The 14,815-nt window shown below is 69.3% G+C and carries 16 protein-coding genes; 8 read left to right on the forward strand and 8 right to left on the reverse strand.

The genetic code is table 11. The features are described 5' to 3' along the window. The first annotated feature begins 22 nt into the window (after positions 1-22). Positions 23-1,318 (forward strand): citrate synthase, encoded by a 1,296-nt coding sequence (locus CEP17_RS03445; protein ID WP_039415799.1) that lies wholly within the window; start codon positions 23-25, stop codon positions 1,316-1,318. Positions 1,319-1,378: 60 nt separating this feature from the next. After that, positions 1,379-2,140 carry a dimethylargininase gene (gene ddaH, locus CEP17_RS03450; protein WP_112931277.1) on the forward strand — a complete coding sequence of 254 codons (762 nt, stop codon included), beginning with the start codon at positions 1,379-1,381 and terminating at the stop codon, positions 2,138-2,140. 116 nt (positions 2,141-2,256) lie between these two features. On the opposite strand, the gene ppk2 is transcribed toward ddaH, so the two are convergent. Next, a complete protein-coding gene (gene ppk2, locus CEP17_RS03455; protein ID WP_036317436.1) occupies positions 2,257-3,042 on the reverse strand; it encodes a polyphosphate kinase 2 in 786 nt (261 codons plus the stop codon). 46 nt (positions 3,043-3,088) lie between these two features. Then, positions 3,089-4,039 carry a 2,3,4,5-tetrahydropyridine-2,6-dicarboxylate N-succinyltransferase gene (gene dapD / locus CEP17_RS03460; protein WP_112931278.1) on the reverse strand — a complete coding sequence of 317 codons (951 nt, stop codon included), beginning with the start codon at positions 4,037-4,039 and terminating at the stop codon, positions 3,089-3,091. Between the two features lie 44 nt (positions 4,040-4,083). On the opposite strand from dapD, the gene dapE reads away from it, so the two are divergent. From dapE to CEP17_RS03475, 3 genes are all read left to right on the forward strand, one after another. Beyond that, positions 4,084-5,160 (forward strand): succinyl-diaminopimelate desuccinylase, encoded by a 1,077-nt coding sequence (gene dapE, locus CEP17_RS03465; RefSeq protein WP_036317430.1) that lies wholly within the window; start codon positions 4,084-4,086, stop codon positions 5,158-5,160. Beyond that, complete coding sequence (locus CEP17_RS03470) at positions 5,142-6,383, forward strand: hypothetical protein (RefSeq protein WP_112931279.1); 1,242 nt, start codon at positions 5,142-5,144, stop codon at positions 6,381-6,383. The genes dapE and CEP17_RS03470 overlap by 19 nt, the downstream gene beginning before the upstream one ends. A gap of 88 nt (positions 6,384-6,471) precedes the next feature. Beyond that, complete coding sequence (locus CEP17_RS03475; protein ID WP_005053677.1) at positions 6,472-6,645, forward strand: DUF3117 domain-containing protein; 174 nt, start codon at positions 6,472-6,474, stop codon at positions 6,643-6,645. A gap of 84 nt (positions 6,646-6,729) precedes the next feature. On the opposite strand, the gene CEP17_RS03480 is transcribed toward CEP17_RS03475, so the two are convergent. Next, positions 6,730-7,371 (reverse strand): class I SAM-dependent methyltransferase, encoded by a 642-nt coding sequence (locus tag CEP17_RS03480; RefSeq protein WP_112931280.1) that lies wholly within the window; start codon positions 7,369-7,371, stop codon positions 6,730-6,732. 72 nt (positions 7,372-7,443) lie between these two features. Between CEP17_RS03480 and CEP17_RS03485 the strand changes: the two genes are divergently transcribed. Continuing rightward, positions 7,444-7,821, forward strand: a complete 378-nt coding sequence (locus CEP17_RS03485; RefSeq protein ID WP_112931281.1) for a Sec-independent protein translocase TatB — start codon at positions 7,444-7,446, stop codon at positions 7,819-7,821. A gap of 10 nt (positions 7,822-7,831) precedes the next feature. Here CEP17_RS03485 and CEP17_RS03490 read toward each other — a convergent pair whose 3' ends face one another. The 3 genes from CEP17_RS03490 to CEP17_RS03500 are packed head-to-tail and all read right to left on the reverse strand — an operon-like array spanning position 7,832 to position 10,841. Continuing rightward, entirely contained in the window at positions 7,832-9,016 is a 1,185-nt protein-coding gene (locus CEP17_RS03490; RefSeq protein WP_112931282.1) for an Mrp/NBP35 family ATP-binding protein, read from the reverse strand. After that, positions 9,013-9,552, reverse strand: a complete 540-nt coding sequence (locus CEP17_RS03495; protein ID WP_036315034.1) for a DUF1003 domain-containing protein — start codon at positions 9,550-9,552, stop codon at positions 9,013-9,015. The genes CEP17_RS03490 and CEP17_RS03495 overlap by 4 nt, the downstream gene beginning before the upstream one ends. Continuing rightward, positions 9,552-10,841, reverse strand: a complete 1,290-nt coding sequence (locus CEP17_RS03500; RefSeq protein ID WP_039415784.1) for a CBS domain-containing protein — start codon at positions 10,839-10,841, stop codon at positions 9,552-9,554. Before CEP17_RS03500 ends, CEP17_RS03495 begins: the two co-directional genes overlap by 1 nt. A 97-nt stretch (positions 10,842-10,938) precedes the next feature. On the opposite strand from CEP17_RS03500, the gene CEP17_RS03505 reads away from it, so the two are divergent. Together CEP17_RS03505 and CEP17_RS03510 are read left to right on the forward strand one after the other, a co-directional pair. Beyond that, positions 10,939-11,610, forward strand: a complete 672-nt coding sequence (locus CEP17_RS03505; RefSeq protein WP_112931283.1) for a general stress protein — start codon at positions 10,939-10,941, stop codon at positions 11,608-11,610. Then, a complete protein-coding gene (locus CEP17_RS03510) occupies positions 11,610-12,263 on the forward strand; it encodes an alpha/beta family hydrolase (protein ID WP_112931284.1) in 654 nt (217 codons plus the stop codon). The genes CEP17_RS03505 and CEP17_RS03510 overlap by 1 nt, the downstream gene beginning before the upstream one ends. A gap of 6 nt (positions 12,264-12,269) precedes the next feature. On the opposite strand, the gene CEP17_RS03515 is transcribed toward CEP17_RS03510, so the two are convergent. Both CEP17_RS03515 and CEP17_RS03520 read right to left on the reverse strand, forming a co-directional pair. Beyond that, positions 12,270-13,700 (reverse strand): aminopeptidase P family protein, encoded by a 1,431-nt coding sequence (locus CEP17_RS03515; protein ID WP_112931285.1) that lies wholly within the window; start codon positions 13,698-13,700, stop codon positions 12,270-12,272. A 56-nt stretch (positions 13,701-13,756) separates the two neighbouring features. Further along, positions 13,757-14,788 (reverse strand): endonuclease/exonuclease/phosphatase family protein, encoded by a 1,032-nt coding sequence (locus CEP17_RS03520; protein ID WP_112931286.1) that lies wholly within the window; start codon positions 14,786-14,788, stop codon positions 13,757-13,759. Positions 14,789-14,815 lie beyond the last annotated feature (27 nt).

Below are 14,815 nucleotides of genomic sequence, written 5' to 3' on the forward strand. Positions count from 1 at the left end.
CCACCCACCGCAAGGAGGCTTCGTGAGCGACGCGGGACACCCCCAGAAGGCCACCGTCACCGTCGGTGACCGCACCGCCGAACTGCCGATTCTCTCCGGCACCGCCGGCGCACCCAGTGTCGACTTCTCGACCTTCACGAAACAGACGGGTTACACGAGCCTGGACTACGGCTTCGTGAACACCGCGGCGACCAAGTCGGCGATCACTTTCATCGACGGCGATCAGGGCATCCTGCGCTATCGCGGTTACCCGATCGAGCAGCTCGCGAAGAACAGCACCTACCTCGAGGTGGCGTGGCTGCTGCTGTACGGCGAGCTTCCCACAGCCGATGAACTGGGGGAGTGGGACGACAAGATCCGGCACCACACGCTGCTGCACGAGGACCTCAAGCGCTTTTTCTCGTCGCTTCCGCACACTGCTCACCCGATGTCGGTGCTCTCGGCCGCGACGGCGGCGCTGTCCACGTACTACGAGGGTCAGTCCGACCCCAACAATCCGGAGCACGTCGAGCTCAACACCATTCGGCTGCTGGCGAAGCTTCCGGTCATCGCGGCGTATGCCCACAAGAAGAGCATCGGGCAGGCGTTCCTCTACCCGGACAACTCGCTGAGCTTCGTCGACAACTTCCTGCGGCTGAACTTCGGCAACCTCGCCGAGACGTACCAGGTGAACCCGGTGACGTCGCGCGCACTCGAGCGTCTGCTGATCCTGCATGAGGACCATGAGCAGAACGCGTCGACCTCGACGGTGCGCTTGGTCGGGTCGACCGGCGCGAACCAGTTCTCCTCGATCTCCGCCGGCATCAACGCCCTCTACGGGCCGTTGCACGGCGGGGCGAACGAAGCCGTGCTCGACATGCTCGCGCGCATCCAGGACTCCGGGGAGAGTGTGCAGCGCTTCGTCGAGCGGGTGAAGAACAAGGAGGACGGGGTCAAGCTCATGGGCTTCGGCCACCGCGTCTACAAGAACTACGATCCGCGCGCGAAGCTCGTCAAGGAGTCGGCGGACGAGATCCTCGCCGAGCTTGGCGTCCACGATCCGCTGCTGGATCTCGCGCAGGAACTGGAGCAGGTCGCCCTCGAGGACGACTACTTCAAGGAGCGTCGCCTCTACCCCAACGTCGACTTCTACACCGGCGTGATCTACAAGGCCATGGGCTTTCCCACGCGGATGTTCACGCCACTGTTCGCGATCGGTCGCCTGCCCGGCTGGCTGGCGCACTGGCGCGAGATGCAGTACGACCCGCAGACGAAGATCGGACGTCCTCAGCAGCTGTACGTAGGCGCCGGCGAGCGCACCTACCCCGGGTCCGTCTGACCGGCGCAACACCCGGCATCCCGTGCGAGGCGTGGCGGGCCGATCCGCTAGGGTCGAGCCATGTCGCGTCTGCTCGTTCGTCGTCCTTCTCCGCGTCTCGCCGACGGCGAGGTGACCCACATCGGGAGGACCTCGGTCGATCCCGATCTCGCCCAACGTCAGTGGGAGGCCTACGTCGACGTCTTCCGCACCCGCGGGTGGGAGATCATTCAGATCGATGCGGCTGATGAACAACCCGACGGCGTGTTCGTCGAGGACGCCGTCGTCGTCTTCGGAGATCTTGCGGTCCTCTGCCGCGCGGGAGCCGAGTCACGTCGGGGGGAGGCTCCGACGGTGCGGGAGGCCGTGGCCGCCACCGGCCTCGAGGTTGCCGAGATCGTCGCCCCCGGCACCCTCGACGGGGGCGACGTTCTGAAGATCGGCTCGACCGTGTATGTCGGTGCCTCATCGCGCACGAACGCCGACGGCATCGCTCAACTGACCGCACTGCTTGCTCCGCGCGGATGGCAGGTCGTCGCGGTCCCCGTCGAACGCGTCCTACACCTGAAGAGCGGTGTGACGGCGCTGCCCGACGGGACCGTCGTCGGTTTCGAGCCCCTGGTCGACGACCCGGCCGCGTTCCCGGCGTTCGAGAGCGTGCCCGAGGAGCACGGTACGGCGGTCGTCGTCCTCGGCCCCGACGAGGTGCTGATGTCCTCCGACGCCCCCGAGACCGCCGCCCGCTACGAGGCGCGTGGGCTCCGCGTCGTCGCGACCCCGATCACCGAGTTCGAGAAGCTCGAGGGCTGCGTCACCTGTCTGTCGGTGCGCATCCGCGACTGAGTTCTCCGACCGGCGTCCGGCTCGTGCCGCAGCGGACGCGGACCAACGCAACGGATGCGGATCGCGGGGGGCGCGGCATCCGATTCTGTTGCTGATCTCCGCTTCTGCGGCCGTGATCAGTCCGCGAGCGTCGCCGCGTAGTCGGGGACGTAGTTCTGCAGCTCCCGCGGCGGGCGTTCGTAACCACCGGATGCCGGGCGGGCTGGGATCGCGATCGGCGCGCGCTCGACCTCTTCATAGGGAATCTGCGAGAGCAGATGGTGGATCATGTTGATGCGTCCGCGGCGCTTGTCCTCGTTGTCGACCTCGAACCAGGGCGATTCCGGAATATCGGTGTGCACGAACATGGTGTCCTTCGCGCGTGAGTAGTCCTCCCACTTGGTGATCGAGAGGACGTCGTTGGGGGAGAGCTTCCAGCGTCGCATCGGGTCGTCGTTGCGAGAGCGGAACCGCTTCTCCTGTTCGACGTCCGACACACTGAACCAGTACTTCTTCAGCAGGATGCCGTCTTCGACCAGCATGCGTTCGAAGATGGGCACCTGATGCAGAAACCGGTGGTATTCGGCGTTCGTGCAGTAACCCATCACATGCTCGACACCGGCGCGGTTGTACCAGGACCGGTCCATCAGCACGATCTCGCCCGCCGCGGGAAGGTGGGCGATGTAGCGCTGGAAGTACCACTCGCTCTTCTCGCGCTCGGTCGGAGTGGGAAGGGCGACGACGCGTGTGACGCGAGGATTCAGGTACTGCGAGACGCGACTGATCGTCGAGCCCTTTCCGGCTGCGTCTCGCCCTTCGAAGATGACCACGATGCGTGATCCGGTGCTCTGCACCCACGCCTGCATGTCGACCAACTGCGCCTGCAGCCGCTTCAACTCGCGTTCGTACGTCTTCTTCGGCATCCGGTCGCTCATGACCAGATGCTATCCGTCGGGGGCGCCCGCGTGCTCAGGCGTGCAGCGCCTCGTTCAGGGTCACTCCGACGCCCTCGCGGCGCACTGCTTCGACCGCACCCGTCAGCGAGTTGCGGCGGAAAAGCAGGCTGTTCTGCCCCGACAGCTGGGCGCCCTTGACGATCGGGCGCGACCCGTCGTGCAGCGGAGGCTCGTTCGGGAGCACGATCTTGGATCCGGCCGTGACGTAGAGCCCGGCCTCCACGATGCAGTCGTCGCCGAGCGAGATGCCGATTCCGGCGTTCGCACCCAGAAGTGTGCGCGCACCGATCGATACGCGGTGCGTGCCGCCGCCCGACAGCGTGCCCATGATCGACGCGCCGCCGCCGATGTCCGAGCCGTCGCCGACGACGACGCCCTGCGAGATGCGTCCCTCCACCATCGAGGAGCCCAGAGTCCCCGCGTTGAAGTTCACGAAGCCCTCGTGCATGACCGTCGTGCCGGGAGAGAGGTACGCACCGAGACGCACGCGGGAGGCGTCGGCGATGCGCACACCCGGAGGGGTCACGAAGTCGAGCAGGCGGGGGAACTTGTCGAGGCTGTGCACCTGGATGCCGGCGCGCTGCAGGGCCGGGCGCAGGCGTTCCGCGTCGTCGGGGTGCATCGCGCCCGCCGTGGTCCACGCGACGATGGGAAGGTGGGCGAAGATGCCGTCGAGGTTGAGCTCGTTGGGGCGGACGATGCGGTGCGACAGTGCGTGCAGGCGGAGGTAGGCGTCGGGGGTGGACTCCGGGGCGGCGTCGAGGTCGATCGTGACCGTGACGATGTCGACGTTCACCGCGCGACGTGCGTCGTGGCCCGCATACTCGGCCCAAGCCGGCGTGGCGGCCGTGTCGGCGTCGTCGGGGGCGCCGGTGTGCACCACCGGAAACCAGCTGTCCAGGATCGTGCCGTTCTCGCTCGTCGTCGCGAGGCCGATGCCCCATACCGTCCGCTGTTCGCTCATGCCCTCCAGGCTATCGAAGGCGGACCCCTCGATAGACTCGCCCCATGCCCGTGCTCGACCTCACCGCATCCTCCGTCGACCTGACCCGAGCACTCTGTGACGTCCCGAGCGTGTCGGGCGACGAGACGACACTCGCCGACGCGATCTTCGCGGCGATCTCGCCGTTGGAGCACCTCGACGTCTACCGCGACGGCGACACGATCGTCGCGCGCACCCACCTCGGGCGCGCGCAGCGCGTGGCGATCGCGGGTCACATCGACACGGTGCCGATCAACGCCAACCTGCCGACCCGCGACATCGAGATCGACGGCGAAGCCTTCCTCTGGGGTCGGGGGACCGTGGACATGAAAGGGGGCACGGCGGTGCAGCTGAAGCTGGCCGCCGAGCTGGTCGAACCTCGAGTCGACATCACGTGGCTCTGGTACGACAACGAGGAGGTCGCATCGGACCTCAACGGTCTCACGCGCCTGGCACGCACGCGCCCCGACCTGTTCGCCGCCGACTTCGCGATTCTGGGGGAGCCGTCCAACGGTCAGGTGGAGGGCGGGTGCAACGGCACCCTGCGCGCCGTCGCCCGCACGCGAGGGGTCCGTGCCCACAGCGCCCGCTCGTGGATGGGGGAGAACGCCATCCACGCAGCGGCGCCGATCCTGGCGCGCCTGGCCGAGTATCGACCCCGCGAGATCGACGTCGACGGCCTCGTGTATCGCGAAGGGCTGAACGCGGTGCGCATCTCGGGCGGCGTCGCGGGCAACGTCATCCCCGACCTCTGCGAGGTGGAGGTCAACTTCCGTTTCGCTCCCAGCCGCAGCGTTGCCGACGCCGAAGCCCACGTGCGCCATGTGCTGGACGGATTCGATGTCGAGGTGGTGGATGCCGCAGCCGGCGCCCGGCCGGGACTGGACGCACCGCTCGCACAGGAGTTCCTCGCCGCGGTGGGTGCCGAGGCCCGCCCGAAATATGGCTGGACGGACGTTGCGCGTTTCTCGGCGCTGGGCGTGCCCGCTGTCAACTATGGACCCGGCGACCCGCTCTTGGCCCACCATGACGAAGAGCGGGTGCCGCTCGTCCAGATCGAGGACGTCGAGCGGAGCCTGAGGGCATGGCTGAACGGGCGCTGACCGCCGCCGCGCCGCTGCGAGGGACAGGTCCGCTCGGGCGGCTGCTCGTCCTGCGCCCCGCCGTTGCGGTCGCCGTCGTCTACCTCGCGGCCCGCGTGGTCACCACCGGCTTCCTGCTCGTCGCGGCCGAGCTGTCCGGCCCGACCTCGCGCTTCGGCGCGGATGCGACGATCGGAACCCTGTCGATGGGATGGGATGCCCAGTGGTACTGGGTCGTCGGCAGCGCCGGCTACCCCACGCACCTTCCCGTCGACGCGACCGGCGCGGTGACGCAGAACGCGTGGGCGTTCATGCCCGTCTATCCGGCGTTGACGCGGGTCTTGTCGGTGGTGTTCGCGGGCAACTACCCTCTCTCCGCTGTGGTCCTCGCCATCGTCGCCGGATACGGAGCGTGCCTCGCGTTCTTCCATCTCCTCCGAGAGAAGCTCGAGGCGGATGCGGCGCTGTGGGCGGTCGCGCTGCTGGCGGCATCGCCCCTCGCGGCGCTGTTCCAGATGGGCTACGCCGAGTCGCTGTTCCTGCTCTGGCTGTTCCTCGCCCTGCGGCTTCTGCTGCGGCGCCGGTTCGTGTGGCTGTACCCGTTGATCGTCGTCATGGGATACACGAGACCCGGCGTGCTGGCGTTCGCACTCCTGCTCGGTGCCTACGGCGTCATGCGATGGGTGCGCCGGCGCGACGACCCGCTCCCGCCGGCGCAGGTGATGCACATCGTGGCGCTCGGCGTTCTCGCCGTGGCGGTCGGCTTCTCATGGCAGGTGATCGCGGGCATCGTCACGGGGGATCCCGCCGCCTACATGGAGACCGAGCTGTCGTGGCGGCGCGGGTGGATCGGCGAGGGCGGCTTCGTGCCGTTCGACGGGTTCGTGCAGGGGGCGGCGCTGTGGTTCCGCCTGTGGGGCCTCCCCGAGATCGCGGGATACGTCGCCCTCGCGGTGGCCGTGCTGGCCGTCGCGGCCGTGATCGCGTTCGAGCCGCACGCGCGGCGACTCGGCCCCGAAATGCGACTCTGGTCGGCGAGCTACGTGCTGTATCTGCTGGTCGTGTTCTTTCCGCAGTCGAGCATCTTCCGCCTCCTTCTGCCTCTCGCGCCGCTCTACGGGGCCATCGCCGCCCCGCGGCACGCTCTCTGGCGGTGGGGGATGCTCGTCGTCGGGCTCATCGGCCAGTGGTGGTGGATCTACCAGATGCTGGCGTTGGGCAACTCGTACACCCAGATTCCCTGAAGACGACCCTCCGGCACGCCGCGTGCGGCCGGTGTCTCGGCATACCGATAAACTTGACAGGTAGTCCGACGACGAAAAGGAGCCCGCGATGGCAGCCATGAAGCCGCGAACCGGTGACGGACCGATGGAGGCCGTGAAGGAGGGGCGCCTCATCATCGTGCGTGTTCCCCTCGAGGGCGGCGGACGACTCGTCGTCTCTGTCAATGACGAAGAGGCCAAGGAACTTCACGGCGTGCTCGGCGACGTGGTCGGCGCAGCCTGACGATCTCGCACGTGAAAGGGTCGGTCCTCGGACCGGCCCTTTTCCGTACCCTGCGGTGCGCCGCCGACAGCCCTCAGCCAGCGTTCAGCGCAGATCCGGGGCGACGGTGGTCAGCTGCAGGAGCCCTTCGCCCACGATGGAGAGCGCACCGAGAACCGCGGGCGAGGCCTGTGTCTCCTGGATCAGCGTGCGAAACGCGGTCGTCACGGGTTCGCGGCGCACCGGGTCTGCGATCGCGCCCCCGGACAGCACCCGCGGAATGAGGACGGTGCCGCCCGCGCGGACCAGCCGCAGGCCGTGCTCGACGTGGTCGATGACGCTCTCGGGATCGGCATCCACGAGCACGATGTCGTAGGACGCCTCGTTCATCCGGGGCAGCACGTCGCTGGCGCGGCCGGTGATGAAGCGGGCGCGAGCCGGCGGTACCTTCGCGTCGGCGAATGCCGTTCGTGCCGCCGCCAGATGCTCGGGCTCCTTGTCGATGGTCGTGAGTGTCGCGCGGGGCGCACCGTGCAGCAGCCACAGGCCCGACACCCCCGCACCCGTGCCGATCTCGACGACGTTCAGCGCCGCGGTCGCTGCGGCGATCACGGCGATCTGGGCGCCCACCGCCGGGCTGATCGGATCCGCACCCAGCTCGAGCGCGTGCGCACGGGCGCGCTCGATCGCTTCGGGTTCGACGGTGACGTCGTCGACGTACCTGCGGATCGCGTCCTGATCGGCCATGTGGTTCCTCCAGTCCCCAGCGTACGGGGCGCTCGGCGTCGTTTCCGGCAGGCGCACGGGTAACCTGGAGGCATGTTCTTCGGCCTCGACTGGGACAAGCTCGTCCTGCTCCTGATCGTGGCCGCCCTCCTGGTCGGACCCGAGCGGCTGCCGCAGTATGCGGAGACCCTCGCGAGGTTCACCGTGCGCGCGCGTGAGTGGCTCAGCGGAGCCAAGACGCGCGTGAAGGAGGAACTCGGCGACGACTTCGACGACGTGGAGTGGCGCCGTCTCGACCCGCGTCAGTACGACCCGCGGCGCATCATCCGCGACGCCCTCCTCGACGACGCGCCCGTTCCCACGGTCCGTGCCGCGGCCGTCGGCACGGCGATCGCGGCCACCGCGCCCGCGCCGCCGCTGTCGACGTTCGATCCGAACGGTGAGGTCCCGTTCGACGACGAAGCGACCTGAGCGGCCGACGTCAGCGCGGCGTGACCGGCAGCGACCTGCGGGCCAGCCCGCGGGGCGTCGTCGCGATCCGCTCCGCCAGCGCGGCGATCGCGCGCGCGGCCGCATCATCGGGTCGCGAGACGACCACGGGGGCTCCCTCGTCGCCGCCGCGCCGCAGATCGACACTGAGCGGAACCGAGGCGAGGAGCGGAACGACGTGGTCTGGCGTCGACAGCGACGCGGCCACGGCCTCGCCCCCGCCGGCTCCGAACAGATCGAGGGTGCTGCCGTCGGGAAGGGTCATCGCCCCCATGTTCTCGACGACGCCGATCACCCGCTGGCCGGTCTGCGCCGCCACGAGTCCGCTGCGGACCGCGACGTCGGATGCCGCGGTCTGCGGCGTCGTGACGACGAGCACGTCGGCGTGCGGCAGCAGTTGCCCGACCGAGATCGCCACGTCGCCCGTCCCCGGAGGCATGTCGATCAGGAGCACGTCGAGGTCGCCGAAGAACACATCGGTCAAGAACTGCTGCACCGTGCGGTGGAGCATCGGCCCGCGCCAGGCGACGGCCGCCGAAACGGGCTGGTCGCGCGGGAGGAACATGCCGATCGAGATCGCCTTCACGCCGAAGGCGACGGGAGGGAGCATGAGGTCGTCGATGCGGGTCGGTGCGGGCGGTCGGCCCTCGGCATCCACGAGGCCGAGCAGTCCCGGGATCGAGAAGCCGTGCACGTCGGCGTCGATCAACCCGACCGCGAGCCCGCGCTGCGCCAGGGCGACGGCGAGGTTCGCGGTGATGCTGGACTTGCCGACGCCACCCTTGCCGCTCGTGACCGCGATGACGCGCGTGAGGGCGTCGGGCCCGAAGGGCATGGTCCGCGTGGCACGATCTCCGCGCAGCCGCGTGGTGAGCGCCTGGCGCTGTGCCGAGGACATCACTCCGACGACGACCTCGACATCGGAGATGTCGGAGGCGGTGGATGCCGCCGCGCGCACATCCCGCTCGATGCGGTCGGCGGCGGGGCAGCCCACGATCGTCAGCGCGATCTCGACGCGCGCGCGGGTGCCGGTGACCGCCACGTCGCGGATCATGTCGAGTTCGGCGAGGGGACGGCGAAGCTCGGGATCGACGACGGCGCCGACGGCTCGCCGCACGTCATCCGCTCGCGCGTCGTCGCCGGTGGCCTGCTCAGAACCGCTGGGAGCAGACGTCACGGCTGGTCGGACCTCTCGCCGCGGCGATCCAGGTCGCGGGAATCCTCCAACGACTCGAGCAGAGCCTTCAGCTCCTGGCGCAGCACGTCGCGGGTGACGACGTGCTCGGAGACGTCCGTCATCGCCATGCGGAGGGCGACGACCTCGCGGGCGAGATACTCGGTGTCGGCGAGGTTGCGCTCTGCGCGCTGACGATCCTGCTCGATCTGCACGCGGTCGCGGTCGTCCTGCCGGTTCTGGGCGAGAAGGATCAGCGGCGCGGCGTACGAAGCCTGCAGCGAGAGGATCAGGGTCAGCAGCGTGAAGTTGTTCTCCGCCGCGTCGAACTGCATCTCGCGCGGCATTGCGGTGTTCCACCAGAGCCACACCGCAACGAACACGGTCATGCCGATGAGGAAGCCGGAGGTCCCCATCGCGCGGGCGAAGGCTTCGGAGAAGCGGCCGAACCGGTCGCGAGAGGGCTGCGGGCTGCGGCTGAGCATGCCCGCGCGGCCGCGCGGCGCATCCAGCGAGAAGGTGCGGCGATCCTTCGCCATCAGGGCCTCCTCGGAAGCATCGCGGTCGTCGCGGGGGCGGTCAGTGCGTCGTCGTCGCCGTCGTGCGAACGCCAGTCCTCGGGCAGCAGGTAGTCCAGCACGTCATCGACACTGACCGCGCCGACGAGCCGGTGTGCGGCATCCACGACGGGGAGGGAAACGAGGTTGTAGCTCGCGAGCAGGCGCGCCACTTCGGCGGCGGATGCGGTGACGGGCACCGGATCGAGCGTGTCGTCGATGATCGCGCCGAGCCGCTCGTGCGGCGGGTACCGCAGCATCCGCTGGAAGTGCACCGTGCCCAGCAGTCGCCCTGTCGGGGTCTCATACGGCGGAAGGGTCACGAACACCGCCGCGGCGAGGGCCGGGTGCAGCTCGTGGCGGCGGATCAGGGCGAGAGCCTCCGCGACCGTCGCGTCGGCCGACAGGACGATCGGTTCGCTCGTCATGAGACCGCCGGCCGTGTCGGGGCCGTACTTGAGGAGGGCGCGGACGTCCTCCGCTTCCTCCGGCTCCATGAGCTCGAGGAGCTCCTCTCGCTGCTCCTCCGGCAGCTGCGCCAGCACGTCGGCGGCGTCGTCCGGCTCCATCTGGTCGAGGATGTCGGCGGCGCGCTCGTCGCCGAGAGCCTCGAGGATGTGCACCTGGTCGTCTTCGGGCATCTCCTCCAGCGCGTCGGCGAGACGGTCGTCGGAGAGCTCCTCGGCGACCTCGAGGAGGCGCTCGTCGGGCAGATCGAGCAGGGTGTTGGCGAGGTCGGCGGGCTTGAGCTCGGAAAAGGTCGCCACGAGCTGTTCGGCCGACTGCGCCTCGCCCGGTACGGCCTGTTCGCGCACATCGCCCCAGCTCGCGAACGTGGTCGGTCCCTTTGCGAAGGGGGACGCGCTGGTCTTGGGCTTGCGGAGGAAGAGCTGGCCGATGTCCCACTCGCCGAGACGGTTGCGCTCGATCGCGGCGTCCTCGATCACCGCGTGTCCGGATCCGTCGGTGAAGTACACCCGACGACCGAGCAGCTCGCTCATGACGCGCACCTCGCCACCGCGCTGCTGGAAGCGTCGGACATTGATGAGGCCCGTCGTGATGACCTGCCCGGATTGGATCGAGGTGACGCGCCCGATCGACAGGAAGACGTGGCGACGCCCCGGAATCTCGACCACGAGGCCCACCACACGCGGCGGGTCGTCTTTTCGATAGATGACGACGACGTCACGGACTTTGCCGAGCCGGTCGCCCGCGGGGTCGAAGACGGTGCAGCCCACCAGGCGTGCCACGAAAACCCTCTGCGTACTCACTCGACCAGCGTAGTCCGCGCCTGCTGTCGCCCGGGGCAGACGTCCGTCGCGCCGCGGCGGATGCACAGGGTGCTCATGCGAAGATGGATGCGTGAGCATGTTGGGCGGAATACCCCAGGAACACGGCGAGAAGATCGCCGACTTCGCGACGTATCCGGCGGCGCAGAAGGCGGTGTCTCAGCTCGTGGAGGCGGACATCCCGGCCCGGGACATCGCGATCGTCGGACACGGCCTGCGCTCCGTCGAGACCGTCACCGGGCGTCTCGGATACGCGGCGGCCGCGCGCTCGGGAGCCGTGAACGGCATCCTGCTCGGCCTCCTCTTCTCGGCCATCTTCGTGCTCGGCACGCCGAATGCGGCGATCCAGCTGTTCATCGGCGTCATGCTGGTCGGCATCGCGCTCGGCATGCTCATGAGCATCATCACGTACTCGATCGTCCGCCGCCGCCGCGACTACACGTCGATCACCCAGGTGCTGGCCGACCGGTACGAGGTGACCGTCCTCCCGCGCAGCATCCACCGTGCCCGGGAAGTCGTCGGCAGAACGGTCACGCCTGCGGCCGCCCATCGCGCGCCCTCGGCGCCGGTGTCCGCACCCGTTCCGGACACGAGCGCACCCCCGCAGTACGGAGAGCGCGTCGATCCGCCGCAATACGGTGAACGTCTGGCGCCGCCCGTGGAAGCGCCGACCCAACCCAGCGCCCCGCCGGCCGGAGACGCCGGTGTCCGCGACGGCGGAGAACAGGGACCGACAACGCCGGAGCGGTGATGGAGGTCGCTCTGCCGACGGGGTCCGTCGTCGTCTCGACCGCTCTTCATCAGGCGGTCGACCCGTGGGCGGTGATGGCGCTCGCCCACGGTGCCGGGGCCGGGATGGATCATCCTTTCCTGCTCGGCCTGGGCGAGGGGTGCGCGCGTCAGGGCGTCAGCGTGGTGCGTTTCGCCTTTCCGTACGCGCAGGTGGGACGCAAGATGCCGGGACCTGCGTCGCACGCGATCGCCGCCTGGACCGCCGTCGAGGCGGTAGCGCGCCAGACGGCTCCCGGCGTGCCGTTCGTGGCGGCGGGCAAGTCCTACGGCGGACGCATGGCGTCGATGGCGGCCGCGGAGGGGGCGATCACGCCCGCGGCGCTGGTGTACCTCGGCTATCCGCTGCATCCGCCCGGCGCTCCGGAGAAGCTGCGTGCCGCGCACCTTCCGCAGATCGCGGTGCCGCAGCTGTTCGTCGAGGGGACGAACGATCCGTTCATCCATCCCCGTGAGCAGTACGATCAGGCGCTCAGCGGATGCCGAGACGCCACCACGGTCTGGATCGACGGCGCCACCCACTCCTTCGAGATCAAGGGGCGCCGCCGGCCCGCCGATCAGATCGGCGGCGAGCTCAGCGACCACGTCGTCCCGTGGCTGCGCCGGCGGCTGTGAGCGCTGTCAGCGTGTGGCGTTGTGCCCCGCGACCCACGCCTCGACCTCGTCGGCGGTGCGGGGGATGCCCGCAGACAGGTTCACGGGACCGTCGGCGGTCATGAGGATGTCGTCCTCGATGCGCACGCCGATGCCGCGGAACTCCTCCGGCACCGTCAGATCGTCGATCTGGAAGTAGAGCCCGGGCTCGATCGTGAAGACCATTCCCGCCTCCAGAATGCCGTCGTAGTACATCTCACGCCGCGCCTGGGCGCAGTCGTGCACGTCGAGCCCCAGGTGGTGGCTCGTCCCGTGGACCATGTAGCGGCGATGCTGTCCGCCGTTGTCGGCGTCGAGCGCCTCGTCGGCGGTCACGGGGAGCAGCCCCCACTCGGCCACGCGTTCGGCGATGACGCGCATGGCGGCTTCATGGATCGTGCGGAACTTCACGCCGGGCCGGGCCGCCGCGAAGGCGGCGTCGGCGGCCTCGCGGACCGTCTCGTAGATCATGCGCTGGACGGGCGAGAAGGTGCCGCTGACCGGAATCGTGCGGGTGATGTCCGCGGTGTAGAGGCTGTCGACTTCCGCACCGGCGTCGATGAGGATGAGGTCGCCCGGAAGGACGGCGCCGTCGTTGCGGGTCCAGTGCAGATAGCAGGCGTGCGGACCGGATGCCGCGATCGTGTCATACCCCTCGCCGTTTCCCTCGATGCGGGCGCGATGGTGGAAGATGCCCTCGACCGCACGTTCTCCGCGGGGCGTCTCGATGATCCGCGGCAGATCGGCGACGATGTCGTCGAAGCCGCGAGCGGTGACCTCGACGGCAAGGCGCAGCTGCGCGATCTCGTAGTCGTCCTTGACGAGGCGCAGCTCGGAGACGACACGCGTCAGTTCCGGGTCCTCATCGAGAACCAGGTCGCCGTCTTCCGCCGCGAAGTCCTCGATCGGGGCCGTGGTGAGTCCGAGCTCGCCGGCGACGCCCGCCAGGGCGGGGCGCGGCCCGATCCAGAACTCCCCGATGGTCGCGTCGCTGTAGAACTCAGCGGTGGTCCGGTCGGCGCGCTCGCGCAGGTAGAGCGTCACGTCGTGGCCGGCGCCGCCCTCACGCGGGTCGAACACGAGGACCGAATCCGGCACGCTGTCGCTCGCCCAGCCGGTGAGGTGCGCGAAAGCCGAGTGGGCGCGGAACGGGTAGTCGGTGTCGTTCGAGCGCTGCTTGTACGTTCCCGCCGGCAGCACGAGACGCTGCCCGGGGAAGGCGGCGGACACGACAGCGCGGCGCGCCGCCGTGTAGGGCACCTGCGGCCGTGGCGAGGGGGTGAGCTCGGGCCGTTCGGCCCAGCCGGTCGAGATGGTGTCGAGGAAGCCGCGCGGGAACGGCTGCTTGCGGTTCGCGTTCTCAACGGGGGTGACGTCGGTGTCGGTCGTGGCGATCGTGTCGCTCTCGCTCGTGCTCATGGCACCAGTCTCGCACCTCCTTCTGTGCGACGGAGGGCGGGCGTGAGTCGCTGCTCTTACCGTGCGGCCTCGTACTGCACGACGAGCGGACGGTGGTCGCTGCCGCTCCCGTCGAGCGAGCCGAGAACGACCGATCCCGTCGGCGTCCAGTTCGCCGTCGCCATGATGTGATCGATCGGGGTGCCGATCAGCGGCGGCAGCGACGTGGACCACGTGCCCACCGCCCCCGATCCGGTGCGGGCCGCGGCATCCGTGCATCGGCCCAGGTCGCCGCCGTCGACGCCCAGACGAGCCATGTTGTCGACCGTGGCATTGAAGTCCCCGGCCATGATCACGTCGTCGCTCGCGCACTGATTCGCGATCCAGGTCAGATCGCTGCGCCAATCGTCCATGCGGTCCTGGCGGGGCGCGACCGCGTGGACGGCGACGATCGTGGGGCCGCTTCCGTCCACGGGCATCGCGACGACGCTGGGGACGGCGGAGGTGTTGCTCGCTCCGTCGGAGGTGGACGCCACGACGGCGTAGTCGCCGAGGGCGGGGGAGATGAGCAGGGTCGTGGAGTTCGCGGCCCAGTCCGGGTATCCGGGACGCTCACCGTAGTTCTCGTGATGGGCCCACATCGGCGCACCCATCTCGCGCATGGCGATCGCCACGGCTTCGCCGGTCTCGATCGTCGTCTCGGGCAGAGCGACGACGTCGGCTTTCATCGCCACGGCGGTGCGGGCGATGAGTTCGGCGTCGGTGGCCGCACCGGCGGTGTTCCAGGTCATGACGCGGATGCTCGAGTCCGTCGCCGGCGGAAGGCTGCCGGTTCCCACACCGCGCGCGAGCAGGATGCCGCCGTTCGCGAGTGCTCCGAGCAGGGCGATGACCGCGATCGCGCTCGCGAACGCTCGCAGCGGGCGGGCGAGGGCCAGAAGCAGACCGAGCACGAAGAGAGCCCCGAGCACTAGGACGACGACAGGGCGCAGGGACACGATCTGGGCGAACGGGAATGTCTGCTCGAGGCGGAAGAACTGTGGCCACGTGACGACCGCCGTGGCGATCGCGGCGGCCACCGTCACGAGGATTCCGAGCAGGCGCAGCACGTGTGGGACTCTACGGCAGTGCTCCTG

The sequence above is a fragment of the Microbacterium sp. PM5 genome, assembly GCF_003293595.1.
In the GTDB taxonomy this organism is placed as follows: domain Bacteria; phylum Actinomycetota; class Actinomycetes; order Actinomycetales; family Microbacteriaceae; genus Microbacterium.

Bases quoted from the DNA above. Each gene is read 5' to 3' on its own strand.
- ddaH (WP_112931277.1), top strand. From the start codon at position 1,379: ATGTCGCGTCTGCTCGTTCGTCGTCCTTCTCCGCGTCTCGCCGACGGC.
- ppk2 (WP_036317436.1), bottom strand. From the start codon at position 3,042: ATGCCGAAGAAGACGTACGAACGCGAGTTGAAGCGGCTGCAGGCGCAG.
- dapD (WP_112931278.1), bottom strand. From the start codon at position 4,039: ATGAGCGAACAGCGGACGGTATGGGGCATCGGCCTCGCGACGACGAGC.
- dapE (WP_036317430.1), top strand. From the start codon at position 4,084: ATGCCCGTGCTCGACCTCACCGCATCCTCCGTCGACCTGACCCGAGCA.
- CEP17_RS03470 (WP_112931279.1), top strand. From the start codon at position 5,142: ATGGCTGAACGGGCGCTGACCGCCGCCGCGCCGCTGCGAGGGACAGGT.
- CEP17_RS03475 (WP_005053677.1), top strand. From the start codon at position 6,472: ATGGCAGCCATGAAGCCGCGAACCGGTGACGGACCGATGGAGGCCGTG.
- CEP17_RS03480 (WP_112931280.1), bottom strand. From the start codon at position 7,371: ATGGCCGATCAGGACGCGATCCGCAGGTACGTCGACGACGTCACCGTC.
- CEP17_RS03485 (WP_112931281.1), top strand. From the start codon at position 7,444: ATGTTCTTCGGCCTCGACTGGGACAAGCTCGTCCTGCTCCTGATCGTG.
- CEP17_RS03495 (WP_036315034.1), bottom strand. From the start codon at position 9,552: ATGGCGAAGGATCGCCGCACCTTCTCGCTGGATGCGCCGCGCGGCCGC.
- CEP17_RS03505 (WP_112931283.1), top strand. From the start codon at position 10,939: ATGTTGGGCGGAATACCCCAGGAACACGGCGAGAAGATCGCCGACTTC.
- CEP17_RS03510 (WP_112931284.1), top strand. From the start codon at position 11,610: ATGGAGGTCGCTCTGCCGACGGGGTCCGTCGTCGTCTCGACCGCTCTT.
- CEP17_RS03515 (WP_112931285.1), bottom strand. From the start codon at position 13,700: ATGAGCACGAGCGAGAGCGACACGATCGCCACGACCGACACCGACGTC.